Annotated in this window: 23 protein-coding genes; 5 read left to right on the forward strand and 18 right to left on the reverse strand. The window is 71.7% G+C overall.

The window, feature by feature from the left end; translation table 11 throughout:
- Positions 1 to 187 precede the first annotated feature (187 nt).
- Positions 188 to 1366 carry an epoxide hydrolase family protein gene (locus ACZ3I4_RS43990; protein WP_465388109.1) on the forward strand — a complete coding sequence of 393 codons (1179 nt, stop codon included), beginning with the start codon at positions 188 to 190 and terminating at the stop codon, positions 1364 to 1366.
- A gap of 27 nt (positions 1367 to 1393) precedes the next feature.
- A complete protein-coding gene (locus ACZ3I4_RS43995) occupies positions 1394 to 2686 on the forward strand; it encodes an epoxide hydrolase family protein (protein WP_465388110.1) in 1293 nt (430 codons plus the stop codon).
- 14 nt (positions 2687 to 2700) lie between these two features.
- Here ACZ3I4_RS43995 and ACZ3I4_RS44000 read toward each other — a convergent pair whose 3' ends face one another.
- The 6 genes from ACZ3I4_RS44000 to ACZ3I4_RS44025 all read right to left on the reverse strand — a co-directional run bounded on the left by ACZ3I4_RS44000 (position 2701) and on the right by ACZ3I4_RS44025 (position 7457).
- Positions 2701 to 3222 carry an ABC transporter ATP-binding protein gene (locus tag ACZ3I4_RS44000; protein ID WP_465388111.1) on the reverse strand — a complete coding sequence of 174 codons (522 nt, stop codon included), beginning with the start codon at positions 3220 to 3222 and terminating at the stop codon, positions 2701 to 2703.
- Between the two features lie 56 nt (positions 3223 to 3278).
- The gene (locus tag ACZ3I4_RS44005) at positions 3279 to 3518 is read right to left on the reverse strand and encodes a hypothetical protein (protein WP_465388112.1); all 240 of its coding nucleotides are present in this window, start codon (positions 3516 to 3518) and stop codon (positions 3279 to 3281) included.
- A gap of 105 nt (positions 3519 to 3623) precedes the next feature.
- On the reverse strand, positions 3624 to 3881 hold the full coding sequence (locus ACZ3I4_RS44010; protein ID WP_465388113.1) for a hypothetical protein: 258 nt from the start codon (positions 3879 to 3881) through the stop codon (positions 3624 to 3626).
- Complete coding sequence (locus tag ACZ3I4_RS44015; protein WP_465388208.1) at positions 3878 to 4435, reverse strand: PhnD/SsuA/transferrin family substrate-binding protein; 558 nt, start codon at positions 4433 to 4435, stop codon at positions 3878 to 3880. Before ACZ3I4_RS44015 ends, ACZ3I4_RS44010 begins: the two co-directional genes overlap by 4 nt.
- Complete coding sequence (locus tag ACZ3I4_RS44020) at positions 4432 to 4602, reverse strand: hypothetical protein (protein WP_465388211.1); 171 nt, start codon at positions 4600 to 4602, stop codon at positions 4432 to 4434. Before ACZ3I4_RS44020 ends, ACZ3I4_RS44015 begins: the two co-directional genes overlap by 4 nt.
- An 11-nt stretch (positions 4603 to 4613) precedes the next feature.
- Positions 4614 to 7457: an ATP-binding protein gene (locus ACZ3I4_RS44025; RefSeq protein WP_465388114.1), complete on the reverse strand. Its 2844-nt coding sequence runs from the start codon at positions 7455 to 7457 to the stop codon at positions 4614 to 4616.
- A gap of 124 nt (positions 7458 to 7581) precedes the next feature.
- Between ACZ3I4_RS44025 and ACZ3I4_RS44030 the strand changes: the two genes are divergently transcribed.
- The gene (locus ACZ3I4_RS44030) at positions 7582 to 8952 is read left to right on the forward strand and encodes a dihydrolipoyl dehydrogenase family protein (protein WP_465388115.1); all 1371 of its coding nucleotides are present in this window, start codon (positions 7582 to 7584) and stop codon (positions 8950 to 8952) included.
- A 2-nt stretch (positions 8953 to 8954) separates the two neighbouring features.
- Here the strand turns inward: ACZ3I4_RS44030 and ACZ3I4_RS44035 are convergent, their stop codons facing one another.
- The 5 genes from ACZ3I4_RS44035 to ACZ3I4_RS44055 form a co-directional block, all read right to left on the reverse strand.
- Complete coding sequence (locus ACZ3I4_RS44035) at positions 8955 to 10040, reverse strand: LCP family protein (RefSeq protein ID WP_465388116.1); 1086 nt, start codon at positions 10038 to 10040, stop codon at positions 8955 to 8957.
- Between the two features lie 3 nt (positions 10041 to 10043).
- Positions 10044 to 10835, reverse strand: a complete 792-nt coding sequence (locus tag ACZ3I4_RS44040) for a polysaccharide deacetylase family protein (protein WP_465388117.1) — start codon at positions 10833 to 10835, stop codon at positions 10044 to 10046.
- Between the two features lie 179 nt (positions 10836 to 11014).
- Positions 11015 to 12139 (reverse strand): hypothetical protein, encoded by a 1125-nt coding sequence (locus tag ACZ3I4_RS44045; RefSeq protein WP_465388118.1) that lies wholly within the window; start codon positions 12137 to 12139, stop codon positions 11015 to 11017.
- Positions 12136 to 12636 (reverse strand): SigE family RNA polymerase sigma factor, encoded by a 501-nt coding sequence (locus ACZ3I4_RS44050; RefSeq protein WP_465388119.1) that lies wholly within the window; start codon positions 12634 to 12636, stop codon positions 12136 to 12138. Before ACZ3I4_RS44050 ends, ACZ3I4_RS44045 begins: the two co-directional genes overlap by 4 nt.
- A 147-nt stretch (positions 12637 to 12783) precedes the next feature.
- Positions 12784 to 14253: a glycosyl hydrolase family 79 C-terminal domain-containing protein gene (locus tag ACZ3I4_RS44055; protein WP_465388120.1), complete on the reverse strand. Its 1470-nt coding sequence runs from the start codon at positions 14251 to 14253 to the stop codon at positions 12784 to 12786.
- Between the two features lie 192 nt (positions 14254 to 14445).
- Between ACZ3I4_RS44055 and ACZ3I4_RS44060 the strand changes: the two genes are divergently transcribed.
- A complete protein-coding gene (locus ACZ3I4_RS44060; protein ID WP_465388121.1) occupies positions 14446 to 15870 on the forward strand; it encodes a cellulase family glycosylhydrolase in 1425 nt (474 codons plus the stop codon).
- 28 nt (positions 15871 to 15898) lie between these two features.
- Here the strand turns inward: ACZ3I4_RS44060 and ACZ3I4_RS44065 are convergent, their stop codons facing one another.
- The 7 genes from ACZ3I4_RS44065 to ACZ3I4_RS44095 are packed head-to-tail and all read right to left on the reverse strand — an operon-like array spanning position 15899 to position 23098.
- Positions 15899 to 16642, reverse strand: a complete 744-nt coding sequence (locus ACZ3I4_RS44065; protein WP_465388122.1) for a sugar phosphate isomerase/epimerase family protein — start codon at positions 16640 to 16642, stop codon at positions 15899 to 15901.
- Positions 16639 to 17724 carry a hypothetical protein gene (locus ACZ3I4_RS44070; protein WP_465388123.1) on the reverse strand — a complete coding sequence of 362 codons (1086 nt, stop codon included), beginning with the start codon at positions 17722 to 17724 and terminating at the stop codon, positions 16639 to 16641. The genes ACZ3I4_RS44065 and ACZ3I4_RS44070 overlap by 4 nt, the downstream gene beginning before the upstream one ends.
- Positions 17718 to 18980: an enolase C-terminal domain-like protein gene (locus tag ACZ3I4_RS44075; protein ID WP_465388124.1), complete on the reverse strand. Its 1263-nt coding sequence runs from the start codon at positions 18978 to 18980 to the stop codon at positions 17718 to 17720. The genes ACZ3I4_RS44070 and ACZ3I4_RS44075 overlap by 7 nt, the downstream gene beginning before the upstream one ends.
- Positions 18977 to 19927 (reverse strand): 5-dehydro-4-deoxyglucarate dehydratase, encoded by a 951-nt coding sequence (locus ACZ3I4_RS44080; RefSeq protein ID WP_465388125.1) that lies wholly within the window; start codon positions 19925 to 19927, stop codon positions 18977 to 18979. Before ACZ3I4_RS44080 ends, ACZ3I4_RS44075 begins: the two co-directional genes overlap by 4 nt.
- Positions 19928 to 19957: 30 nt before the next feature.
- Positions 19958 to 20833: a carbohydrate ABC transporter permease gene (locus tag ACZ3I4_RS44085; RefSeq protein WP_465388126.1), complete on the reverse strand. Its 876-nt coding sequence runs from the start codon at positions 20831 to 20833 to the stop codon at positions 19958 to 19960.
- Positions 20817 to 21764, reverse strand: a complete 948-nt coding sequence (locus ACZ3I4_RS44090) for a carbohydrate ABC transporter permease (protein ID WP_465388127.1) — start codon at positions 21762 to 21764, stop codon at positions 20817 to 20819. Before ACZ3I4_RS44090 ends, ACZ3I4_RS44085 begins: the two co-directional genes overlap by 17 nt.
- Positions 21761 to 23098, reverse strand: a complete 1338-nt coding sequence (locus tag ACZ3I4_RS44095; protein ID WP_465388128.1) for a sugar ABC transporter substrate-binding protein — start codon at positions 23096 to 23098, stop codon at positions 21761 to 21763. The genes ACZ3I4_RS44090 and ACZ3I4_RS44095 overlap by 4 nt, the downstream gene beginning before the upstream one ends.
- Before the next feature lie 122 nt (positions 23099 to 23220).
- On the opposite strand from ACZ3I4_RS44095, the gene ACZ3I4_RS44100 reads away from it, so the two are divergent.
- The gene (locus ACZ3I4_RS44100; RefSeq protein WP_465388129.1) at positions 23221 to 24045 is read left to right on the forward strand and encodes an IclR family transcriptional regulator; all 825 of its coding nucleotides are present in this window, start codon (positions 23221 to 23223) and stop codon (positions 24043 to 24045) included.
- Positions 24046 to 24048 lie beyond the last annotated feature (3 nt).

Raw genomic sequence — 24048 nt, forward strand, 5'->3', positions numbered from 1 at the left:
ACCACAATCGATGACGTGGCGTCACTGGCCGACGGCCGGCGCGGCGCCTTACGCAGGGCCTGCCGGTCGTCACGCGGGGCCGGGCGGCGCGGGCGCCCGTGTGTCGACCCGGGACTTCCACGGGTACGAGCCACCCCCGGGCGTTGCGAGGCTGATGGGAAATCCCGGCTGAAAGGCAGTGCGCGCCATGACCACGATCGAACCGTTCACCGTGCAGTTCCGCAAAGAGGCCCTCGACGACCTGCGTCACCGGCTCACGGCGACGCGCTGGCCGTCCCGGGAACTCGTCGGCGACCGCTCCCAGGGTGTGCAACTGGCCACCATGCGGGCGTTGGGCCAGTACTGGGAGAAGGAATACGACCTGGAGCGGGTGCAGTCGCGGTTGAACGAGCTGCCCCAGTTCACCACCGAGATCGACGGCGTCCGGATCCACTTCGTCCACATCCGGTCGGAGAACCCCGATGCGTTGCCGCTGATCATGACGCACGGCTGGCCCGGTTCGGTCATCGAGATGCTGGACGCCGCCGGCCCGCTCGTCGATCCGGCCGCCCACGGTGGCTCCGCCGCGGACGCGTTCCACCTCGTGCTCCCGTCCCTGCCCGGGTACGGCTTCTCGGACGAGCCGGCCGAGGTCGGGTGGGACCTGGTGCGTACCGCCCGGGCGTGGGCCGAGCTGATGCGCCGGCTCGGCTACGACCGGTACGTGGCCCAGGGCGGAGACGTCGGCGCCGGGGTGACCGACGCGATCGGGCGACTCGGGCCGGAGGGCCTGGCCGGCATCCACACCAACCTGCTCGTGCCCGCGCTCAACGATCCGGCGTCGCTGCCCAGCGCCACCGAGGAGGAACGGGCGGCGCTCGAGGCGATCAAGGTCTTCCAGACCAGCGGGAACGGCTACTTCGTCGAGATGGCGACCCGGCCCGAGACGATCGGATACGCCCTTCTGGACTCGCCGGCCGCCCTCGCCGCCTGGATGATCGACCACGACACCGACGCCTATTACAAGATCGCCGGTGCGTTCGTCGACGACCGGCCCACCGGCAACCTCACCCGCGACCACATCCTCGACAACGTCACGGCCTACTGGCTGACCGGCACCGGGGCATCGACCGCCCGGTCGTACTGGGAGGCGTACGGACCGGACGCCCCCGCCGCGGGCCGGCCGCCCCTTCCGGATCCCCGGGTTCCGGTCGGCTTCACCACGTTCCCCGGCGAAATCTGGCGGACTCCGCGCAGCTGGGCCGAGAAGTCCTACCCCACGCTGGACTACTTCGGGGTGGCCGAACGGGGCGGCCACTTCGCCGCCTGGGAAGAGCCGGAGTTGTTCGCGGCGCAGGTGCGAGCCGCCTTCCGCTCACTGCGCTGACCCCCGATCCCCCCAAGAAAGTGATGCATGATGACTTCCGCGTCTCAACCCACTCGACGTCAACTGCTGCAGGGCACCCTCGCCGCCGGCCTCACGGTCGCCACGCCGGCCGCGCTCGGTGCGGAGCCGGCGAGCGCGGCGCCGTCCGGCGCTTCGGGAATCCGCCCGTTCCGGGTCGCTGTCCGGCCCGAGCAGGTAGCCGCGATGCGCCGCCGCGTCGCCGCGACCCGCTGGCCGTCCCGCGAGCTCGTCGGCGACCGTTCGCAGGGCGTGCAACTGGCGACCGCCCAAGCTCTCGCCCGCTACTGGACGACCCGGTACGACTGGCGCCGGTTCGAGGCCAAACTCAACGCGCTGCCGCAGTTCCGCACCGAGATCGACGGCGTCGACGTGCACTTCCTGCACATCCGCTCGCGGCACCGGGACGCGCTGCCGCTGATCATGACGCACGGCTGGCCCGGCTCGATCGTCGAACTGCTCGAGACCGTCGGCCCGCTCACCGATCCGACCGCGCACGGCGGACGGGCGGCGGACGCCTTCCATCTGGTGCTGCCGTCGATTCCCGGCTACGGCTTCTCCGGCAAACCGCGGCAACTCGGGTGGGACACCAACCGGACCGCACGCGCCTGGGCCGAGCTGATGCGCCGCCTCCGCTATGCCCGATATGTCGCCCAGGGTGGTGACATCGGCGCCGCGGTCACCGACAGCATCGGCCGTCTGGCGCCGGCCGGACTGCTCGGCATCCACCTGAACCTGCTCGTCACGGCGTTGGCCGGCACCGGCAACCTGCCGAAGAACACCGACGAGGAGAAGGCCGCCCAAGCCGCCCTGCAGGTTTTCACAACGACCGGCAACGGCTACCTCGTCGAGCAGGGGACGCGGCCGCAGACGATCGGCTACGCGCTCCTGGACTCCCCGGTCGCCCTGGCCGCCTGGATGCTCGACCACGACACCGACAGCTACCTCAAGATCTCACGGGCCTTCCTCGGCGGCCCGGCGTCGGGCAACCTCACCCGCGAACACGTCCTCGACAACATCTCGGTCTACTGGCTGACCGGCACCGGCGAGTCGGCCGCCCGCACCTACTGGGAGAGGAAACAGAGCGCCGGTACGGGCCAGAGCCCTCCCCCGGTGTCCGTCCCGGTCGCCGTGAGCGCCTTCCCGGGCGAGATCTTCCAGGCGCCGCGGAGCTGGGCTCAGATCGGCTACCCGACCCTCAGCTACTACAACAAACCTTCGCGCGGCGGGCACTTCGCCGCCTGGGAGGAACCGGCGTTGTTCAGCCGCGAGATCCGTGCCGCCTTCCGCTCGCTGCGCTGACCCGGCGGCCCCGCTCAGTCGTCAATGGTGAGGTCGGCGCGGAGGCGGTCGTAGAGGGCGCGGTAGTCGGCTCGAGCCATCAGGGCCCGTTCTTCGCGGGGACGGCCGTACGGCACTTCCACGTCGCTCCGCACACCGCCGGGTCCGAGCGTGACGACCCGATCGGCGAGGACGAGCGCCTCGGTGAGGTCGTGGGTCACGAACAGGACGGTCTTGCGGTGCGCCTCGTTGTCCCAGATGTCGAGCAGCATGTCGCGGATGGACGAGCGGGTGAGGGCGTCCAGGGCGGCAAACGGCTCGTCCATCAACAGCAGTTCGGGGTCGGAGGCCAGGGTCCGGGCCAGCGCGACCCGCTGGCGCATGCCTTGCGACAGCTGGGAAGGATACTTGCCGGCGACCGTGGACAGGTGCACCAGGTCGAGCATCTGCCGGGCGCGCTCGTGCCTGGCGGATGCCGCGCTCCCCCGCAGCTCCAGGCCCAGCTCCACGTTGGCGCGCGCGGTGCGCCAGGGCAGGAGCGCGTCGCGGGCGAACATGTAACACGCCGGCCAGCACGGTCCGGACGGACACCCTGCGGTGGTCCTCGTCGGTGCTAAGCGATGCTGGACCCGAGGGCGATCTTGGAGCTCTGCCCGATGCCGAACGCGACGAGGAAGACCGGTGCGAGCGCGATGCGCGGCATGCTGTTGACCGCGTTGAGGTACGGCGCCAGCACGGCCCACGTACGGGGCAGCATGCCGAGCAGAATTCCGAGCGGGATGCCGGCGACGGCCGACAACGCGCCGGCAGCAGGACGCGACTGGTCACGTCGAGCTGGTACACGAGCTGCCACAGGCCGACCACGACGGGCGGCACGGCGACGCGCCACAACCAGACGCGGTGCGCGGCCGCCCCGGCCGTTCTCATCGTGCCCGCCTCCGACCGACGTACGACCCGATCATGCCGTCGAGCAGCCGTCGACCACGTATTCGGAGAAGTCCGGCGCCACACCACCGGAGGCGGATCTCGCCTGATGGTTCCAGTTCCGCTCGGTGAAGGGCGGGATGTCCACGACCGCGGTCCGGTACTTCCGCCACGCCGTCCTCACCTGGTCGTGATCCGATCCGAGACCGAGCTGGGCGAACGCCCGTGGCCCCGCCTCCGGTTCCCGCCCGAGTGCCTGGAAGCCCTGGTTGAGCGCATGGCAGAACGTCACACCGTGTCGTGATGGTCGTCGGCCCAGGCGCAGTTCGCGACGGCGACCGACTGCCAGAACGGCCCCAGCGGGCTGTCCCGGCCGGCCAGATCCACCAGCCGGTCGAAGGCGGTGCCGCCGGCCGCGAGGTTCATCTCCAGCTGCGAATAGGACAACGCCGCGTCCACCCTCCCGGAGGCGAAGGCGGTCGCGGCGGCGGCACCGGCACCGATGGCCACCCATGTGACATAGGTGTCCGGGTTCAGCCCGGCCTCGGCCAGCACCGACCGGAACACGAGCTCCTGGGCGGCGCCGCGGGTGGGCACACCGACCGTGCGGCCGCGTAGCTGGGCGAGGGTGCCGGGGTAGGGCCGGGTGCTGTCGAGGCCGAGGCCGGGCCGGGCGATCACCCCGTACGACGCGCCCTGGGTCGGGCGGAGCACCCGGGCACAGGCGCCGTTGCCGATGGCGTCGTAGAGCTGCGCCGGACCGACGTTGGCCACCTTGAAGTCCCCGCTCACCAGCCCCTGCAGGATCACCGTCCCGCCCGTCGCCCAGGTCGGCGAGAACGTCAGCCCCTGCGCTGCGAAGAAGCCCCCAGATCGGCCGCGACGAACCCGGTCGAGCCCTGATCCCGCACGCCTCCATAGGAGACGGCCGTGATCCCGCCGGGCCCGCCACATGCGGCGAGCCCGATCAGGGCCGGCAGCGCCAGAAGCAGGACGACCGGGATGGTAGTCATGACCCGGCTCCTCACACGCCCGGTCCGGTCGGGCGGCGGCTCGGCAAGGCGCTCTTGAGGCCGCGTCGTGAGCTGATTCCCAGCTTGGTGAACACCTTGCGCAGGTGCCACTCCACCGTGCGGGAGCTGATGTACAACTCCGCCGCTATCTCCGGGTTGGTGTGACCGTCGCGGGCGAGCTGGGCGATGTGCAGTTCCTGAGGGGTCAGTTCCGCACGGTTGCCGTCCGGCCGGCGACGGACGTGTTCCCCGGTCGCGAGAAGCTCCCGGCGGGCCCGTTCGGCGAAACCGTCGGCCGGCATCGCCACGAACATGTCGTGGGCGGTCCGCAGATGTTCCCGGGCCTCGCCGCGCCGGTTTTCCCGGCGGAGCCATTCCCCGAACACCAGCTGGGCGCGGGCCAGTTCCCCGCGGACCCCGGCCCGGCCCAGCTCGTCGATCGCCTCCCGGAAGAGACCGTCGGCAACGTCGCCGTGGCTGAGCATGGCCCGCGAGCGCGCCGCGATGCCGCGGCCCCAGCCGTGCGCGCCGGGGTTGGCCGTGGACTCGAACTCCTCGAGCGCCGCCACGGCCACGTCCCGTTCCCCGCAGCGGATCGCCGCCTCGATGCGTTCGGGCAGCATCCAGGTGGAGACCAGGAGTCCGGGGGCGCCCGGGTCGGCGGGATGAGCGGCCGCCATCGCCTCCGGGTAGCGCCCGACGCTGTTGTTCAGGATCGCGGCGCTCCACCGTGCGTGGTCCACACCGAGCCCCTCGCCCCGGCTGATCGAGTCTTCCGTGGTCGCCGCGATGAGGGCGGACGCCTCCTCCACGCTCCCCCGATAACCGGCGAGCAGCAAGGCCCCGTACGGGGCGATGCGGGTCCCCGTCGCTTCCGTGACCGTGTGGTGTTCCGCCGTCAGCCGGGCCGCTGTCTCGAAGTCGCCCCGCCACGTGGCCACCAGGGCCAACCCGCTCAGCGGGGTCGGAAGCACGGCGAGCGCACCGAGTTCGCGGGCGAGGCTGACCTGCCGGCTGTTCACCGCGCTCCAGGCCTCCAGGTCCCAGATCGCCGCCGCGGCCGTGGCGGCCAGAGCCCCATGATGAAGCCAGTTCTCGACGGGCAGGTCGCTTGCGAACAGGGCGCCGAGCGCGTCGCGGAGCATCGGCTCGGACTTCGCCCGGCCGTCGGTGGCGAGGACGAGGAGCCCTTCCAGGACCCGGCCGAACGGGCGCAACGGAACGTCCGGCCGGGGACCCACGCGCGCCGCCCGGGACACCTCGGGCAGTTCGCCGCCCGGCTCGGCGAGGTGGCCGGCGAACATCGCGGCGCCCCAGGCATCCGAATAGGTCCGGCGGGACAGCGCGGTGTCGAGGCGTTCCAGGCGCCCGGCCGCCTTGAACAGCTGGAGCGGCGCGTCGCCGCCACCGTCGGACGCCGACGCCACCTGCCCCCGCAACAGCGCGACGCGGGCCACGGCCAGATCGTCCGGCGCCTCGGACTCGGCCGCGGCCAGCAACGCCAGCGCCGTGTCGAACCCGCCGGCACGCAGGTGTGACCGTACGGCCGCCAGTCTTCGCTCGAACCGCACGGCCGGCCGCACGGTCAGGCCCGCCGAGCGTTCCAGCAACACCGCGGCCGCGGCGAACCCGCCACGCGCCTGGGCCCGGTCGGCGCTGCGCTCGAGTTCCACCGCGACTTCCTCGTCGGGGCCCGCGCTGGCCTGGGCGCGGTGCCAGGCCCGGCGGTCGGGATCGGTCGCGGCGTTGGTGACCAGCGACAACGCCTGATGGGCGGCTCGGCGCTCGTCCACCGAGGCGGACCTGTACACGGCCGACCGCACCAGGGGATGACGGAACCGGACCTGCGCGCCGATCTCGAACAGCCCATCGGTCACCTCGGGCCGCGCGGCGTCGAACCCGATGCCGAGGATGGCCGCGGCCCGCCAGACGGTCGTGACGTCCCCGGTGCCGTCACAGGCGGCCAGCAGCATGAGCCGCTGTGTCGGTGCGGGAAGCAGACGGAGCCGTCCGGCGTAATGGCTCTCCACGCCGGCCGCCGCTCCGCCGGCGGTCGGCGGCCCGAACCCGGCCGCCAGTTCCGCGGGGCTCATGCCGCGTGGCAACTCCAGCAGGGCCAGCGGATTGCCGGCCGTCTCGGCCACCAGGCGATCGGAGACATGCGGGTCGAGGCGCCCGGGCACCACGGTGGCCAGCAGCGCCCGCGCGTCTTCACCGCTGACGCCGCCGAGGTCCATCACCGGCAAGCCGGTCAGCCGGCCCCGGCCCAAGCCGTCCTGATCGTCACGGACGGCGAACACCATGGCCACCGACTCGGCGGCGAGCCGGCGAGCGACGAAACCGAGGATCTCGCTCGAAGCCCGGTCGAGCCATTGCGCGTCGTCGACCAGGCAGATCAGCGGCCGGTGGCCGGCGACCTCGGCGAGCAGGCTCAGCGTGGCCAGGCCGACGAGGAAGCGATCCGGGGCGGTTCCGTCGGCGAGCCCGAACGCGACGCACAACGCCGACCGCTGAGGCTCCGGAAGCGCCTCGAGGTGGCCGAGCATCGGCGCACAGAGCTGGTGCAGGCCCGCGTACACCAGCTCGGCCTCGGACTCGACGCCGGCGATCTGGGCGATCCGGAAATGCGGCAGGGCGAGCTGAGTCGCATACCGCAGAAGCGCGGTCTTGCCGACGCCGGCTTCGCCGTGGATGACCAGAGCGGCACTCTGACCGGCTCGCACATCGCCGCACAGGCGTTCCAGCGCGCGGATCTCGTTGTTCCGGCCGTGAAGGCGAACAGAGCCGAGCCGAACAGAGCCGAGGTGGTTGGCATCGAGGTGTACGGAGTCGAGGCGTACAGAGTCGCCGGACACCTCCGCAAGCATAGTCGTTGATGCCGGGTTGGTCTGCCCTCGATTTCGTGACGCGTACTGGTCCCGCTCCGACCAGTGCCGTTCCCGGGTTCGCCGGGCCGGCCCCGTGCGCCATGGTCGTCGTATGACCTCGACGGACGCGATGACCAGCTACGACGTCATCGTGCTGGGTGGTGGCGCACCGGGCGGGCACTGCGCGGAGGTGCTGGCCGAGGGCGGCGCACGTGTCGCTGTGGTGGAGCGCGAGCTCCTGGGTGGCACGTGCTGTTACTGGGGCTGCATCCCGTCCAGGACGTTGCTGCGCCCCGGCGAGGCGCTGGCGGCGGCTCGCGAGGTGCCCGGAGCGGCGGAGGCCGTCAACGGATCACCTCTGGACGTGCGGGCCGCGCTGGCCTGGCGCGACTTCATGGTCTCCCACTACCACGACCACCGCCAGGCTCGGTGGGCCCGGGACGCCGGGGTCGACGTCGTTCGCGGACGCGGCCGGCTGGCCGGCCCCCGCGCGGTCGACGTCGACGGCACGACGTACCGCGCCGGCCACATCGTCATCGCGACCGGATCCGACCCCGTTGTCCCCGACATTCCCGGTCTGCGCGAGCTGCCCGGCATCTGGACGAACCGCGAGATCACCGCGCTCACCGAGCTGCCCGATCGGCTGGTGGTGCTCGGCGCCGGGCCGGTCGGGGTGGAAATGAGCCAGGCCCTGGCCCGGATGGGAGCGTCGGTGGTCCTGGTCGACCGGAGCGACCGGGTGCTGCCCGGCGAGCCACGCCCGCTGGCCGAGGCCATCGGGTCGGCGCTGGCCGGTGACGGAGTGGACCTGCGCCTGCGCCAGGAGGCGGCCAGTGTCCGGCTGGACGGCGCGGACTACGTCGTCGGCTTCGCCGACGGCACGGCCGTGCGCTCCGACCGGATCTTCGTCGCCACGGGCCGTCGCCCGCGGGTCGACCTCATCGGGCTGGAAACGGTGGGCATCGAGGCCCGGCCGCAAGGCATCCGGGTGGACGATCGCATGTCCTGCGGAGACGATCTGTGGGCCATCGGCGACGTCACCGGCCTCTGGAATCTCACCCACGCCGGGCAGTACCAGGGGCGGGTCGCGGCCGCCAACATCCTCGGGCGACCGCGGGCCGCCCACTACGAGGCCATGCCGAGGGTGGTGTTCAGCGACCCGCAGGCGGCGTCGGTGGGCGAGACGACCGGCGACTTCACCGCCACGGTCCCGCTGTCCGCGGTGGCCCGCACCGCGACGTACACGCGGGCGTACGAGGCCCACCCGGGCTTCGTCACCCTGGTGTCGGACGGCGAACGGCTGGTCGGCGCCTACGCGGTCGGGCCCGAGGCGGCCGAATGGCTCCAGCAGGCGACCGTGGCCATCCGGGCCCGTATCCCCCTGCTGGAGCTCCTGGACGTCGTCCAGCCGTTCCCGACCTTCTCGGAGGCGCTGTTCCAGGCCCTGCGCGATCTGGAGACCCAGCTCGTGCGACCGGCCTGAGCTCAGCGACCGTGCCGTACGTCGTTGGGCGGGTGTTCCCGCACGTACTCGTCGAGCCGGCCGCCGCGCAGCGCGGCGAACAGTTCCCGGCAGCGCGCCGCGTCGGGCACCATGACCGCGCCGACGCCGGGCACGTTCCGGTTCTCGGCGATCGGCAGGGTCAGGAACGTCAGATCCTTGGCGCGCAGGTGACGAAGCGTGAAGGCGAGGCGCTGCACCGGCATGTGCCGGTCGACGGTGAGCATCCCGGCCGCGGTCCGGACCAGCCGATCCAGCTTCTGCGGGTCGGTCAGCAGGTTCTGGTCGGCCATCTTTTCGGCCAGTGCCCGCAGGTACTGCTGATGCCGCCGGGACCGGTCGAAGTCGTCGTTGGGCAGCCCGCGGCGCTGACGCACATAGAACTCGGCGAGCTTGCCGTCGAGATGCACCCGGCCGGCGGGGAAGACGACGCAGCGGCGGGGCCGGCCCTGCGGGTCGGTGCACGGCGCCGACGGGTACGGGCTGTCCTCGGGCAGGAACCGGTAGGCGTCCACGCTCCTCTTGTCGATGGTCACGTCGACGCCGCCGACCAGATCGGTGAGCTTGCGGATGCCGGCGAAGTCCACGATGAGCGGCCAGTCGACGGTGATGCCGCCGAAGCGGTTGAGCGTCTGGACGAGCCGGGGCGCGCCGCCCCACGCGAAGGCCGCGTTGACCTTGTTGCGCGGCCCGCGCTCCCCGTCGGCCGTGGCGATCGGCAGGTACGTGTCGCGCGGTATGGAAATCACGTAGGCGTGGCCGGTCGAGGCGGGGATGTGCACGAGGATGACGACGTCGCTGCGCCCGTCACCCGGTTCGCCGTTGGTCCGGCTGTCCGACCCGATCAGCAGCAGGTTCATCGGTCCGCGCACCTTGGGCGGCTCGGTTTTGGCGCCCGCGGACCGGGTCGGGGCCGGCGGCAGGAGGTCGGCCCGGTCGACGGCGTCCTCGTAGCGGTGCGAGAGCATCCGCATCCCGGCGACGGCGGCCACCGACCCGGTGGCGAGCACCGCCAGAACCACCGTCAGCACCAGCCACCAGCGGCGTCGCCGACTTCGGCGTTCGGCCATCGCTCACACCCCCACGAATCGGTAGCCGGAATCGAGCAGGACGGGCAGAACACTGCGCAGAGCCTGTACGGTCTGGGACCGCTCGCCGCCACCGTCGTGAGTGAGCACGATGGACCGGTTGCCGACCTGGTCCAGAATCCTCGAACGGATCCGGCCCGCACCGGGATTGTCCCAGTCGCGGGGGTCCACGTCCCAGGCGATCGAGATCTGGCCGAGCGAGGCGCACGTCTGGAAGACCGTGCGCGACCAGCTCCCGTACGGGGCCCGGAAGAGCTCCGGAATCTTGCCGGTCGTCGCGGCGACGGTGTCCACCGCCCGGCCCACCTCGGTCCGCACGCGTCCGGCGGGCAGATGGCTGAGGTTCGCGTGCGACCAGCTGTGGGTGCCGACCGTATGCCCGTCGTCGACGATGGACCGCACCAGGTCGGGGTGGGCGGCGGCCTGCTGCCCGATCACGAAGAAGGTGGCCTTGACGTGATGTTTGCGCAGCAGCTTGAGCACCTGCCGGGTGTACGCCGGATGCGGTCCGTCGTCGAAGGTCAGGGCCACGACCCGCGAGCCCTTGACGGCCGACGCGGCCGGGACGACGTACCGCGGCTCCTTCTGCACCGGAATGCGCGGCAGTCCGGTCGGGGACGGTGGCGGCGGGGGCGGCGAGGGCCGGATCGTGGCCGGTGGCAGTGCGGACGATTCCGGCTGAGGCCGCGGCTGCGGCTCGGCGCAGGCGCTGAGCAGAGACAAACCACCGAGGGCGAGAAGCACTCGTCTGCTGCCGGTCCACTGTTGTTGCGTCATCGACGTCATCACCTCCGGCTCCGCGCGGTTGCCGCAGCGGGAGCGGCAGTTCGATCGCGAAGTATCGAAAGTGTGGTGACGAGATGTCAGGAACTGATGAGGCGCCCGTACGCCGCGGCTTTCTCACAATCGCGCCGCCGGGGTAACCGAATGGCCGGTTCACCACGTCGGCCCGGGAGTCAGGAGCCGATCACCGGTAGCCAGTCCGAGGTGTCGTCGCACCCGCCGAAGGTCATGTTCTGGATCATGCGCTCGAGGGCCGCGTACGGGATCGAAGCCCGGTCCTTGACTATGACGGTGATCCCGCACGAGCCCGCCTGGATCATCATGTGGCTGCCGTCCCGGCTGGGGAAGTTGCCGTCGTCGCCCTCGACGTACCAGGTCCGATGCCCCGCGATGGTGCGCACGGGCCGATCGGCGTAGTCCTCGCCCCACGCGGTCATGATGCCGTTCATCGGCAACGCGCTGACCGTCAGCGGAGTGCGATAGGGCATGGAGAAGAACGGGCTGGACGACTGCGGGACGGATTCCCCGGGGTCACCGAAACCGATGTCGGCCGACACCCCGTTCGCCGCCACGTCTCTGGTCTCGGTATAGGTGACCGGCAGATCGTTCGGCACCCAGCCGAACCGCACCGGGGCTCGCGCGGCGCGCGGCGCGGTCAGACGCACGCTCTCGGCCAGCCTCAGCATCGCGGCGCGATTCGCGCCCTCGTAGACGAGCACCCAGGCCCCGGACGCATCCTGCCAGCCGACCGCCTCCCGGATCCGGTAGGCCGATCCCCCCGGGCTGGGTCCGTCCGAGCCCGCCGAGCCGGCCGGTGCGGGCGGATCAAGCTCGTTGACGTAGTAGGCCGGATGGCCGTTCACGGTCACCTGCTCGCCGCGGCGCAGCCTGGTCGGGTCGAACGTGCCGGGGTCGTGGGCCGCGATGGTGCCGCCCGAGTCGGCTTGGACCGACTTGACCGGCCGGGCGATGAGGAACTGGGTCCGGCCCTGCGTGCCGTGGGTCATGGTGAAGTAGATCGGGCTCGGCGCCAGCTCCAGGGTCAGCTGGAACGGCTCGCGGTAGTAGGTCATCGGGCCGGCCGGGTTCGGCGGCGGCTCGGCCGAGAACGACCGGACGACCGACGGCGCGCTCACCACGAGAGTCACGGCGACGACGACGGCGGCGGCCGCGCGGATCCGGTTGCGGCGGCGCAGGCGTACGGCGCCGGCCCGCGCCTGCTCCACCAGGCCCGTGGCGTCGGGGGCGAGACCGGCGCGCTGTTCGAGGGTGCGCTTGAGCTCGTCGAGGCTCGTCACGAGAGGATCCTTTCGTTGATCGTGGGCTCGTCGAGCTCGATCCGCAGCGCGGCCAGCGCCCGGCTGGCGTTGCTGCGCACGGTTCCGGTGCGGCAGCCGAGCACCTCCGCGATCTCCAGGTCACTGAGGCTCTCGTAGTAGCGCAGGACGATCACCGCCCGCTGCTGGCGCGGCAACCTCATCAGCAGGCGCCACAGGTCGTCGTCGGGTTCCGGCTGCTCGGGCACCCGTGGCGCCGACGCCCCGTCGACCGTCTCCCGCTCCAGCGGCACGGTCCGCACCCGCCGGCGCCGCCGCAACGACAGGAACTCGTTGGTCACCATCCGCCGCACATAGCCGTACGGATCCTGCACCGACCCGATCCGGTTCCACTTCACCAGCGCCCGGGTCAGCACCTCCTGGACGATGTCCCGCGCCTCCTCGCGGTCGCCGCTGAGCAGCACCGCGTACCGCAGCAGCGAGGCCGACCGCGTCGCCGCGAACTCCTCGAAGGTCATCCGTCCTCCCCGTCCGGTGCCCGTAGCGCGTTTCATGGCTGGACCTGACGCGCCGGGCCCAGCCATGAAACGCGCCCTAGTTAAGAACGCATCGGTCGCCGGATCTGCTGCACGGGCCGCTGAGTCGCGTTTACCGGGTGCCCGGCCTCAGCGGTCCAGGGTGATGACCGCCGCCGAGCCCGCGGTCAGCTGGAGGGACAGGGTGCCGCCGCGGACCGGCGCCCGGGTGGGCCGGCCGGGCTGGAGGCGGCCGTCGCTGCCGACCGTCGCGCCCTGCACGGCCGTGTCCACGCCGGTGAGGCTGCTGCCGGTCATGGTGAGCACGTCGGCGCCGCGGTTGGACCCGCCGACCGCGATGGACACGTCGACCGGGCCGGAGGCGGGATCCTCCTTGCTGATCACGGCGAGACGCAGCCGGCCGTCGTCGCCCCGTACCGCGTAGGCCGTGAGGTTCCGGTCGGTGGTGAGGGTGGCCGGCAGGTATCGGCCGGTGCCCAGCCGGCGGGCCATCCACAGGCCGTAATAGATGGGCATCACCTTGTAGATCTGGGCCAGCTCGCCGGCCTTGCTGGCGGCGCAGATCGGCGTGTACAGCTGCCACTTGCCGTTCCAGATGGGCTGGTCGCAGACACCGAGGCCGCCGTGGAAGTTGAGGCCCGCGACACCGGCCTGGCCGAGCTGGAGGCTGTAGTCGAGAGCCCACAGCGCGGAGCCGTGCTTGTTGCTGACGCCGTCGATGCCACCGCCCCAGGCCGAGTTGGTCTCGTCGAGGCGCAGCGGCTTGCCGGCCGCCTTGGCCGCGTCGAGGTTCGGCGTGATGGAACGCAGCTGGCCGGCGTACGTCTCGGGGGACAGCAGGCGGGCCATGGTGCCGGTCGGGTCCATCGCGTACTGGTGCAGCATGACCAGGCCGAGCCGGGACTCGTCGCGGGCCAGGTTGGCCGCCCAGGCCGAGCTGGGCGACGCGGCGTCCGGGCCGGCCAGCGGGATCGACGGGCCCACCGCGGCCGCGCAGGCCTGGAAGTCCTTGCGGTAGTCGGCGTAAGCGAACCCGGCGGGGCGGAAGCCCTTGCCGACCCATTGATCGGGTTCGTTGCCGCATTCGGCCGCGACCAGTTTGCGGCCCAGCACCCTGGTCATGACCCGCGCCTGGTCGGCGGCGTCGGCCGCGTCCCACCGGCCCAGGTTGATGCCGACCTCGGTCTTCCAGCCGGTCTCGCCGAGGAATTCGTCGAGCCGCTCGATGTCCGAGCGGCTCACCACGTGCTGCAGCCAGTCGGGTTGCGGGCTGGGCAGCGCCTCGCCGTCGCGCAGCCAGATGCCGTCGCGGTCCAGGGTGTTGCCGGAGATGCGGACATTGCTGCGGCCGAGGGTCTGGAACAGCTGAGCCAGGTTGCCCTTGCGGGCGTCCAGGTTGCCGATGCCGAGTTCCCGCATCTCGAACGACAAGCCGACGAGGTCGGCCGGCAGGCGTGCGCCGGGGTGGGCGAGATCGACCGAGATGGCGGCCGTCGCCGCCGGCGCGGCCGCTCCGGGACTGGCGATGACTCCGAGGGTGGCCAGCATGGCCAGGCCTATGGCGGCGGCGCAGCTCGTGCGAAGAGTGCGGGTGCGCATGTCAACTCCTGAGGGCGGGACATTGATGACTGACAAAGTAACGCCCGTGACACGGATGCGAAACCCCCATCTGTAAGCCGTCTACATATGTGGACGCGTCTTGACGTCCGGCAGCGACCTCCTTAACATCGACCACCATCATTGGTAAGAGTACTTAACTATTCCCCCGGGACGGACATGAAACGACCCAGAGTGCGTACTCAGATCGCTGCCCTCACCACCGCCGGCCTGGTCGGCGCCGGGCTGGTCTTCATCAGCAGCGCCGACGCCGCGACCACGACCTTCGAAGCCGAATCAGCCACCATCACGGCCGGTGTCGTCGAGTCCAACCACGCCGGGTTCACCGGCAGCGGCTTCGTCAACACCGACAACGCGGTCGGCAGCGCCGTGCAGTGGTCCCCCCAGGCCACCGCCGGAACCGCCACCCTGCGCTTCCGCTTCGCCAACGGCACCACCGTCAACCGGCCGATGCGGATCACCGTGAACGGCGCCGTGGTCAACCAGGCTCTCGCCTTCAACGGCACCGGCGCCTGGACGTCGTGGCAGGAAGCCACCGTCACCGCCACCCTCAAGGCCGGCGCCAACACGATCCTGGCCACCTCGACCACCGCAGTCGGCGGCCCCAACCTCGACCGGCTGACCGTGACCGACGGCGCCACCACACCCCCGGCCACCGGCACCCCGGTCGCCGTCAACGGCCAGTTGCGCGTGTGCGGGGTCAAGCTCTGCAACCAGTACGGCCGTCCGATCCAGCTGCGCGGCATGAGCACGCACGGCCTGCAGTGGTATCCCAACTGTGTCAACAACGCCTCGCTGGACGCCCTCGCCGGTGACTGGGAGGCCGACCACCTGCGCCTGTCGATGTACATCCAGGAGGGTGGTTACGAGACCAACCCGCGGCTGTTCACCGACCGCGTGCACGCCCTCATCGAGCAGGTCAGCGCCCGTGGCATGTACGTCATCGTCGACTGGCACCAGCTCACGCCGGGCGACCCGAACTACAACCTCGACCGGGCCCGGACGTTCTTCGCCGAGATCGCCCAGCGGCACGGCAACAAGCCCAACATCCTGTACGACGTGGCCAACGAGCCCAACGGCACGCCGTGGTCGCGGATCAAGGCGTACCACGAGGCGATCATCCCGACGATCCGCGCGGCCGACCCGGACGCGGTCATTCTGCTGGGCACCCACGGCTGGGGCTCGCTGGGCGTCTCCGACGGCGGCAGCGAGACCGACGTCATCAACAACCCGGTCAACGCCACCAACATCATGTACACGTTCCACTTCTACGCCGGCTCGCACGGCGCCGAATATCTGAACACGTTGTCGCGCGCGGCCGACCGGATCCCGGTGTTCGTCACCGAGTTCGGCACCCAGACGGTGTCCGGCGACGGGGCCAACAACTTCGCCCGCTCGCAGCAGTACCTGGATCTGATGGCCCAGAAGAAGATCAGCTGGACCAACTGGAACTACTCCGACGACAGCCGCTCGGGCGCGGTGTTCACCCCGGGCACCTGCCCGAGTGGCCCGTTCGCCGGAACCTCGCGGCTGAAGCCGGCCGGAACCTGGATCCGCGACCACATCAAGAGCCCGGCGGATGACTTCCCCACGTCCTGATGGGCCGGCCGCCCTCCGTGCCGTGCGCTCACCCGAGCACGGCATGGAGGGTGGCCGCGTCGGCCAGCACCTGAGCCGGATCGTCGCCGGGCACGAACTCGAGGCCGGCGTACCGGTCGCCCGGCGCCTCGGCGGCCACCGCGAGCCAGTGCGCCCACCGCTCGCGATGCGCCGCCAGCGGCAACCGGCTCCGATCCGGATTCCAGGCGAAGACGTGCAGGTTGGCCAGATCCGGCAGCAGAGCCCGCAGATCAGCGGTGTTCTCCTCGGCGGACCGCTCGGGCTGCGGTTGCCACAGGCTGCGGACACCGGCCGGGCGCAGCTCGTCGAGCAGGGCGGCGGTCGAGGCGCGGGTGTCGGTCAGGGTGTCCCGGTGGTATTCGAGCACGAGGCCGATCCGGCCGGCCAGACCGGCCAGCCGCAACGCGTCGTCGCGCACCCGGGCCCGGTAGGCGGCATCGGCGGACGCGCTGCCCTGCCGGCCGGCCCAGACCCGGATCACCGGCGCGCCCAGCCGGGCGGCCGTGGCCACCACGGCCTCCGCGTCGTCGCTGTGCCCGAGCCGGTAGTAGGAGCCGTAGGCGGCGACCGTGAGGCCCGTCCGCGCGCTCAGAGCCGCGACCCGCGCCGCGGCGGCCAGATCGCCGTGCGGGACGTGGACGTCGCCGCCCCACTCCATCGCGGTCAGCCCGGCTTCGGCGGCGACGGCCGCCACCCGCTCGGGCGTCAGGCCGCGCAGGGTCACCGAGAGCAGCCCGGCCCGTACGGTCATCGGACCGCGCCGAGGATGTCGGCGAACAGTCCCTGGCGCCAGGCCGGCGCCAGCCCGAGGTGATAGAGGCCGAGACCGGAGGCCCCCGCGTCCACGACCGCCCGGGCGTGCCGCCGGACTTCACGCGGCTCGGCCTCGGACAGGACGGTGACGTAGGCGTCGACCGGTTTGCCGTACGCCGTCGCCGCCGCGACCACGTCGGCCGTGCCCAGCGGCCAGGCCGGCACGAGCAGAGCGTCGACGTCGGCGGCGGCCGTGGGAGTGAGCCCGGGTGACGGTCCGGTGGCCCACGGATCGGGGCTGGCGTGCAGCCGGATGGGGGCGCCGGGCAGCACGGCCCGTACGGCCGCAAGCACTTCGGCCCGGAGGGCGTCGGTGTGGGCTTGGCGGACGGGCAGCACGACGTCGTGGATCCGCTCGTGGCGCAGGCCGTCGATCACGTCCTCGTCGTCGACGCCGGCCTGCCGCCACGCCGCCCGGCACCAGCCGCAGCAGCAGACCGACAACACCCGGCGGCCGTGGGCGGTCCACGCGCCCGCGGTCTTCTCGTGGTGGCCGAGGTGGTCCACGCCCATCTGGCCGCAGGCTTCCAGCGAGACGGCGTCGACCGGGGCGTCGCGCACGGCCTCGGCGGCCAGGGTGGCCGCGTACCGGCGCACCTCCGGAGCGGCCGGGCAGAGCGCGTACGGGTAGAGCTCGCCGAAGCAGTTGACCACGGCCACATCCTGGTGGACGGCGCCGATCCGGGTGCTGTGGGTCAGCACGATCCAGGCGGTGATCCGCAATCCGTTGTCCCGCAGCACCTGGGCGGCGGCGCCGAAGGGGTCGGGTTCGCCCATCCAGTCGGCGGCGGCCGCCCACAGCCGCTTCCCGGTCCAGGCCTCGGGCCGGATCGGGCGGTACAGCGCCGCGTGCCGGGCGTCCACTGTGCGCCGGGCCGGGTGCAGCGGGGTTGCCGCCCTCGTGCTGTGGTAGGCCGCGGCCAGCGTGACGGTGTCCAGCCCCGCCTTGCGGACGCGCGCCGCAAAGTCCGGGTCGCCGAGCACGTCCCACGGATAGGCGTGCCCGGCCGCGCTCACCACCGCGGTCGCCGCTTCTCGAAGCCGGGCCGGAACTGCCGCAGATAGCCGGTGTCGTCGCGTTCCCGCAGGCCGCAGGCGAGGTAGTCGGCGTGCATCCGGGCCAGCGCCGCCCGGTCGAGGCTCACCCCCAGGCCGGGTCCCATGGGCACGGCCACCGCGCCGTCCACGAAGCTCAGTGGCTCGGTCACCACGTCGGCGCCCAGCTGCCACGGCGTGTGGGTGTCGGCGTCGTAGGTCAGGTTGGGGGTGGCCGCGCCGAGGTGGACCATCGCGGCCAGGCTGATGCCCAGGTGGCTGTTGGAGTGCATGGACAGCCCGAGCCCCCAGGTGCGGCAGACCGCGGCGAGCGTGGCCGATTCGGTCAGCCCGCCCCAGTAGTGGTGGTCGGACAGCACGACCTGCACGGAGTTCCGCCGGACGGCCTCGGGAAGGTCGCCGAACTCGACGACGCACATGTTGGTGGCCAGCGGCATCGGCGCCGCCGCGGCCACCTCGGCCATGCCGGCCAGACCGGGAGTGGGATCCTCCAGATACTCCAGCAACCCGGCGGCCTTCCCGGCGACCCGTACGGAGGTCTCGACCGTCCACGCGCAGTTCGGGTCGAGCCGCAGCGGATGCCGGGGAAAGGCGTCCCGCAGCGCCTCGACGGCCTCGATCTCGTCGTCCGGTGGCAGCACCCCGCCCTTGAGCTTGAGCGACCGGAAGCCGTACTGCGCCACCATCTTGCGGGCCTGCTCGACGAGACCGGCCGCGTCGAGCGCCTCGCCATAGGCGTCCGGCTGGGCGCCGGGGTGGGCGGCCCACTTGTAGAAGAGGTATCCGGAGAACGGCACCCGGTCGCGGACCAGGCCGCCGAGCAGCGCCCACACCGGCCGCCCGGTGGCCTGCCCTTGCAGGTCGAGCAGCGCGACCTCGAACGGGGAGACCACGCGGGCCAGCGTCTTCGCGGCGCTGGAGGGTCCGGTGAGCCCGTGCCGGTCCGGGGCGTCGGCCGCCCCGATCGCCGTCGCCGCCCGTGACCGCACACCGTTGAGGTCGAAGATGTCGAGCCCGTCGAGCGCGGATGCCACCTGGCCCAGCAACGCCAGATGCGGGGTGTCGCCGTAGCTCTCGCCCAGCCCCACCGACCCGTCGGCCGCGGTGACCTCGATGATCGACCGCAGCGCCCACGGCTGGTGGAGCCCGGCCGAGTTCAGCAGCGGCGGGTCGGGGAAGGCGATCGGCGTGACCCGCACCCCGGTGATCGGCAGGGTCACGCGGCCACCTCCGGTACGGCCCGCGGCGCGCTGATCCTCAGCAGCGCGGCGCGGCCCCGCTCCATCAACGCGGCCAGCTCGTCGCGGTGCTCCGCGGACACGTCGGCCAGCGGCGGGCGGACCGAGCCCATCGCCAGGCCGCGCAGGGTCGCGCCGGCCTTGGGCAGGCTGACCGCATAGCCGGCCACCCGGTCGCGAAGTTCCACGAGAGGAAGATAGAACTCGGTCAGCAGCGTGCGGGCGACGGCCTCGTCGCCGGTCTCGATGGCCCGGTGGAAAGCGACCGCCAGCTCCGGCACGAAACAGAGCGCGGCCGAGGAGTAGCTGGGCACCCCGATGGCCCGGTACGCCGCCGCGGACACCTCGGCGGTGGGCAGGCCGTTGAGGAACACCATCTCGGCGGCGCGCGGATGCCCGCTCGCCCGCACGGTGGCGACCAGGCGGTTCATCGCGTCCACGTCGCCCCGGCCGTCCTTGACGCCGATCACCGTGGGCAGGTCGAGCAGCGCGAGCGCGGCGGCCGGGTCGAGCACGGCGTTGGCCCGCTGGTAGACCACCACGGGTAGCGCGGTGGCCCCGGCGACGTAGGCGATGTGCCGCACGAGACCGGCGGGCGGGCCCGAGACGAGATACGGCGGGAGCAGCAGCAGCCCGTCCGCCCCGCACTCGGCCGCCGCGCGGGCGAAGCCGGCGGCCATCCGGGGTCCACCGCCGGCCCCGGCATAGACGGGCAGCCGGCCGGCGGCCTCCCGGACGGCGGTCCGCACCACGGTGCGGTACTCCTCGGGGCCGAGGGCAGTGAACTCTCCGGTGCCGCAGGCGACGAACAGGGCCGCCGGGCCGGCCGCCACCTGTTCGGCGACGTGGTCGGCGAGTACGCCGGTGGCCACCTCGTCGTCCGGGGTGAACGGCGTGAGCGGGAAGGAGAGCAGGCCGTGCAGAGGCATGGGTTTCCTTGTCTTCATGGTTCGCGGGCGTCAGCCCTTGACGGCGCCGGACGTCAGGCCCTTCATGAACTGCCGTTGCAGGGCCAGGAAGGCCAGCACGGACGGAAGCAGGGCGAGCAGGGCGGCGGCGAGCAGCACGCCCAGGCCGGCCTGCTCGTCGGTGCGCAGCGTCCGCAACGCCAGCGGCAGGGTGAACTGGCTGGCGTCCTGGGCCACCAGCAGCGGAAGCATGTACTGATCCCAGATCATGGTGAAGCCGAAGATGCCGATCACGCCGAGCGCCGGGCGCACCAGCGGCAGCACGATGGTCATCAGGATCCGCAGGTCGCCGGCGCCGTCGATGCGCGCGGCCTCCTCCAGCTCCATCGGGATCTCTTTCATGAACTCGGTCATGACCAGGATGGAGAAGGCCCAGGCGGCCACCGGGACGATCATGCCGGCCAGGGTGCCGATCAGGTTGATGTGCAGGATCGGCACGTCGGCGAGGACCAGCGACAGCGGGATGGCCAGGATCTCCTCCGGCAGCATCATGGTCGACAGGATCAGCAGGAGCACCAGGCGCATGCCGGGGAACTTGTGGCGGGCCAGGGCGTACGCGGCGGAGACGCTGACCAGGATCTGCAGCAGCAGGCCGACACCGACGACGATGAACGAGTTGAGCAGGTAGCCCAGCACGCCCCGGTCGAAGGCCGCGGTGAAGTTGTCGAAGGTCAGCCTGTCCGGCCACAGGGTGAGCCGGCTCGGGTCGGCGACCGGGCTGAAAGCGCCGACCATCAGCGCCACCAGCGGCCCGGCAAAGATGGTGACGAGCACGGCGTACAGCAGGATCTGCACCACACGGGCCAGCGGGCCGCGCAGCGAGGTGAAGCCCAGCGCGGAGTCGTACCGGTCAGCCCGGGTTCTCATCGGGCCTCCGGCGGCGTACGGCCTGCACGGCCAGGGTGAGCACGACGGTGGCGCCGAGCAGCACCATCGACCCGGCCGCGGCGATGCCGAGCTCGTTGCGTTCCAGTCCCAGCTTGTAGATCAGGGTCATCAGCACTTCCGTCGAGCCGTTGGGGCCGCCGTTGGTCAGCAGGAAGATCTCGGTGAAGACGCGCAGGCCGCGAATGGCCGCCAGGGTGAACAGGATCGCGAAGACCGGGCGGAGCGACGGCAGGGTGACGTGCCAGAGCCGGCGCAGTGGACCGGCGCCGTCGGCCGCGGAGGCCTCGTACAGGGTGCGGTCGACGCCCGCCAGCCCGGCGATGAAGATCATCATGTCGTACGGGGCGCCGCGCCAGATGCCCACGGCCATCACCGACCACAGTGAGGTGTCCTCGGAGTTGAGGAACGACGACGGGCCCATCCCGATCCAGCCCAGCAGGGAATTCGCGATCCCGTCGGGCGCCGGGTAGTAGATGACCCGCCAGACCTCGGCGACCACGGCCATCGCGGCGACCGTCGGCAGGAAGACCGCGGTCCGGACGAACCACAGGTGCCGCGCCGCGCCCTCGAGCAGCAGGGCCAGCACCAGACCGATGACGAGCGAGCCGCCGGTCTGGCCGACCGCGAGGACCACGGTGTGCCAGATCGCCGACCGGAAGGCGTCGTCGGTGACCACGGCGCTGTAGTTGTCGGCGCCGACCCACCGGTCACCCAGATAGGGGCGGACCTCGTGGAAGCTCATCTCGATGGCCCGCACCATCGGCGCGAACTTGAACACCGCGAACAGGATCAGCGCCGGCAGCAGGAACAGCCAGGGCAGCGCCCTCGCCCGCGCGCCCCGCCCCCGGCGCGCCGGCACGCCGGGGGCCGCGGCCCGCCGCCGTACCGGCGCCTCTCGCAGGGACGTCACCCCTTGACCTGTTGCTTGGTCAGCTCTTCGGTGTAGGTCTGCGCCAGCTTGTCCAGCGCCGCCTTGGTGTCCGTCGAGCAGTTCGCGAAGATCGTGTTGAGGGTGTCGGCGGCGCTCTGCCGGAACGGGGTCCAGTCCGGCACCGCCGGGGTGAACCGTCCGGCCTGCTTGAAGACGGTCTCGAAGGTCTGCCAGCGGGTGTCCTGGCGGACCGCGCCGAGCTGCACCTTGGTGTTGACCGGCAGCCGGACGATGGTGCCGTCGGTGTCACCGGCCAAGCCGATGGTCTGCCCCTCGGGCGACGTCGCGAACTCGGCGAACTTCTTCTGACCGTCCTCGTTGGCCGAGCCGGCCATCAGATAGACGTTCTCGCCCTCGGCCAGCGACGACGCCTTCGCGCCGGGACCCGCGGGCAGCGCGACGACCTCGTACTTGTCGCGTCCCAGGCTCTTGTCGAAGCGGGCCATGTTGTAGGGCCCGGTGAAGTAGATGCCGCCCTTGCCACTCTCGAAGGCCTGGTGCGCCTGGACGGTTTCCAGGGTGACGGCGCCCGGGACCACCGTCTTGTCGGTGCAGAACTGCGCCTTGAGGTAGTCGACCGCCTGGATCGACTGCGCGCTGTTGACCGCGGGGGTGAACTTGCCCGGCGACCCGGTGAGGAAGTCGCCGCCGGCCGACCACAGGAAGCTGGTGGCGTACCAGGAGGCGTAGCCCCGCTTGGTCGAAGCGGGAACCACCCACCCGTATGTGTCGGCCTTGCCGTTGCCGTCCGGGTCGCCGGTGGTGAACTTGCGGGCCAGCTCGTCGAGCTCGGCCCACGAGGCCGGGATCTTCGCGCCGGTCTTCTCCCGCCAGTCCTTGCGGATGAACAGGGCGAACGACTGCACGGAGAAGGGCGCCGCGTAGTACTTGCCGTCCGCGCCCTTGGCCGCGTCCCAGGCGACCGGGCTGAGGTCGGCCCCGCCGGCCAGGGCGGCCCGGTCGACGTCGCGCACCAGGCCCTGTTTGACCAGGCTGCCCAGCTGGGCGGTGTCGTTGATGACGATGTCGGGCAGATCCTTCTGCGCGGCGGCCTGCTGAAGCTTCGTCTCGAAGTCTTCGAACAGGGCGGTCACCTGGGCCGGCACGCCGCTGGCGGCGGTGAACTTGGCGGCCAGGTCCCGGGCGGTCTTCTCCGAGTTGGAACCGGGGGGCTTACGGATCCAGATCTGTAGTGGTGCGTTGGCGTCTTGTTCCGCGCCGTCGCTGTCGCCGCCGCAGGCGGCAGCGCCGCCGGCGACGAGGGCGAGGGCGAGCAGAGCGGCGAGTCCGAGGGGAGCGGTCCGGCGTATCACGCTTCTGCCTCCTGTCCATATATGTGGATGGCTTCCTGAAATGTGTTCACATGCAGGGTCAAGTTAGCGTCCGGTAGCATGACGGTCAACAGTTGGAAATAGACAAGCTTGAGGATGGATCCATGCCAGAGACCCGTCGACGCACCGGCGGCCGCCCGGTGGCGCACGTCCCGGACAACACCGCCGAGATGTCGCCGGTCAAGTCCGCGGAGCGGACGGTCCGGATCCTCGAGACGCTCGCCGCCTCCCCGGCGCGGCTCACCCTGTCGCAGCTGCAGGAGCGCACGGGCTACCCCCGCTCGAGCCTGCACGCCCTGGTCCGCACGCTGCGCGACCTGAAATGGGTGGAGACCGACGACGCCGGATCGGCCTTCGGCGTCGGCCCGCACGCACTCCTTGCCGGCACGGCCTATCTCGACCGTGATCCGGCGCTGATGTTCGCGTACGAGGCCCTGGAGGACCTGCGGGCCGAGCTGGGCTACACGATCCACTACGCCCGCCGCGACGAGAACCACGTGCTCTACCTGGCCAGCCGCGAGTCCCGCGACACCGTGCACGTGGTGTCGCGGGTCGGGCGGCGGCTGCCGGCCCACATGACGGCGCTGGGCCAGGCCCTGCTGGCCGACCTGACCACCGACGAGGTCGAGGCGCTGCTGCCGGCGATCCTGGAGCGGTACACACCGCACACCATCGTCGACCGGGCGGCCCTGCTCGGCGAGCTGGACGCGGTGCGGCAGCGGGGCTGGGCCTTCGAACGCGAACAGGGCACCGAGGGCGTCGCCTGCCTGGCCGCCACGGTGGGCTACCGGATTCCGGCCACCGACGCGATCTCCTGCTCGATGCCGGCCGCGGCGGCCAAGGGCCCCGAGCTCAAGCGGGTCACCGCCGCGGTGACCGCGCGCACCCAGGCCCTCGCGACGACGCTGCGCCGCGAGGGCATCCGCTGATCC

The organism is Actinoplanes sp. NPDC021490, assembly GCF_055562135.1.

Excerpts from the sequence above, each read along its gene's own strand:
- ACZ3I4_RS44080 (WP_465388125.1), bottom strand. The coding sequence starts at position 19,927 with ATGCCTCTGCACGGCCTGCTCTCCTTCCCGCTCACGCCGTTCACCCCG.
- ACZ3I4_RS43995 (WP_465388110.1), top strand. The coding sequence starts at position 1,394 with ATGATGACTTCCGCGTCTCAACCCACTCGACGTCAACTGCTGCAGGGC.
- ACZ3I4_RS44100 (WP_465388129.1), top strand. The coding sequence starts at position 23,221 with ATGCCAGAGACCCGTCGACGCACCGGCGGCCGCCCGGTGGCGCACGTC.
- ACZ3I4_RS44000 (WP_465388111.1), bottom strand. The coding sequence starts at position 3,222 with ATGTTCGCCCGCGACGCGCTCCTGCCCTGGCGCACCGCGCGCGCCAAC.
- ACZ3I4_RS44050 (WP_465388119.1), bottom strand. The coding sequence starts at position 12,636 with ATGACCTTCGAGGAGTTCGCGGCGACGCGGTCGGCCTCGCTGCTGCGG.
- ACZ3I4_RS43990 (WP_465388109.1), top strand. The coding sequence starts at position 188 with ATGACCACGATCGAACCGTTCACCGTGCAGTTCCGCAAAGAGGCCCTC.
- ACZ3I4_RS44030 (WP_465388115.1), top strand. The coding sequence starts at position 7,582 with ATGACCTCGACGGACGCGATGACCAGCTACGACGTCATCGTGCTGGGT.
- ACZ3I4_RS44085 (WP_465388126.1), bottom strand. The coding sequence starts at position 20,833 with ATGAGAACCCGGGCTGACCGGTACGACTCCGCGCTGGGCTTCACCTCG.
- ACZ3I4_RS44020 (WP_465388211.1), bottom strand. The coding sequence starts at position 4,602 with ATGACTACCATCCCGGTCGTCCTGCTTCTGGCGCTGCCGGCCCTGATC.
- ACZ3I4_RS44055 (WP_465388120.1), bottom strand. The coding sequence starts at position 14,253 with ATGCGCACCCGCACTCTTCGCACGAGCTGCGCCGCCGCCATAGGCCTG.
- ACZ3I4_RS44040 (WP_465388117.1), bottom strand. The coding sequence starts at position 10,835 with ATGACGCAACAACAGTGGACCGGCAGCAGACGAGTGCTTCTCGCCCTC.
- ACZ3I4_RS44065 (WP_465388122.1), bottom strand. The coding sequence starts at position 16,642 with ATGACCGTACGGGCCGGGCTGCTCTCGGTGACCCTGCGCGGCCTGACG.
- ACZ3I4_RS44035 (WP_465388116.1), bottom strand. The coding sequence starts at position 10,040 with ATGGCCGAACGCCGAAGTCGGCGACGCCGCTGGTGGCTGGTGCTGACG.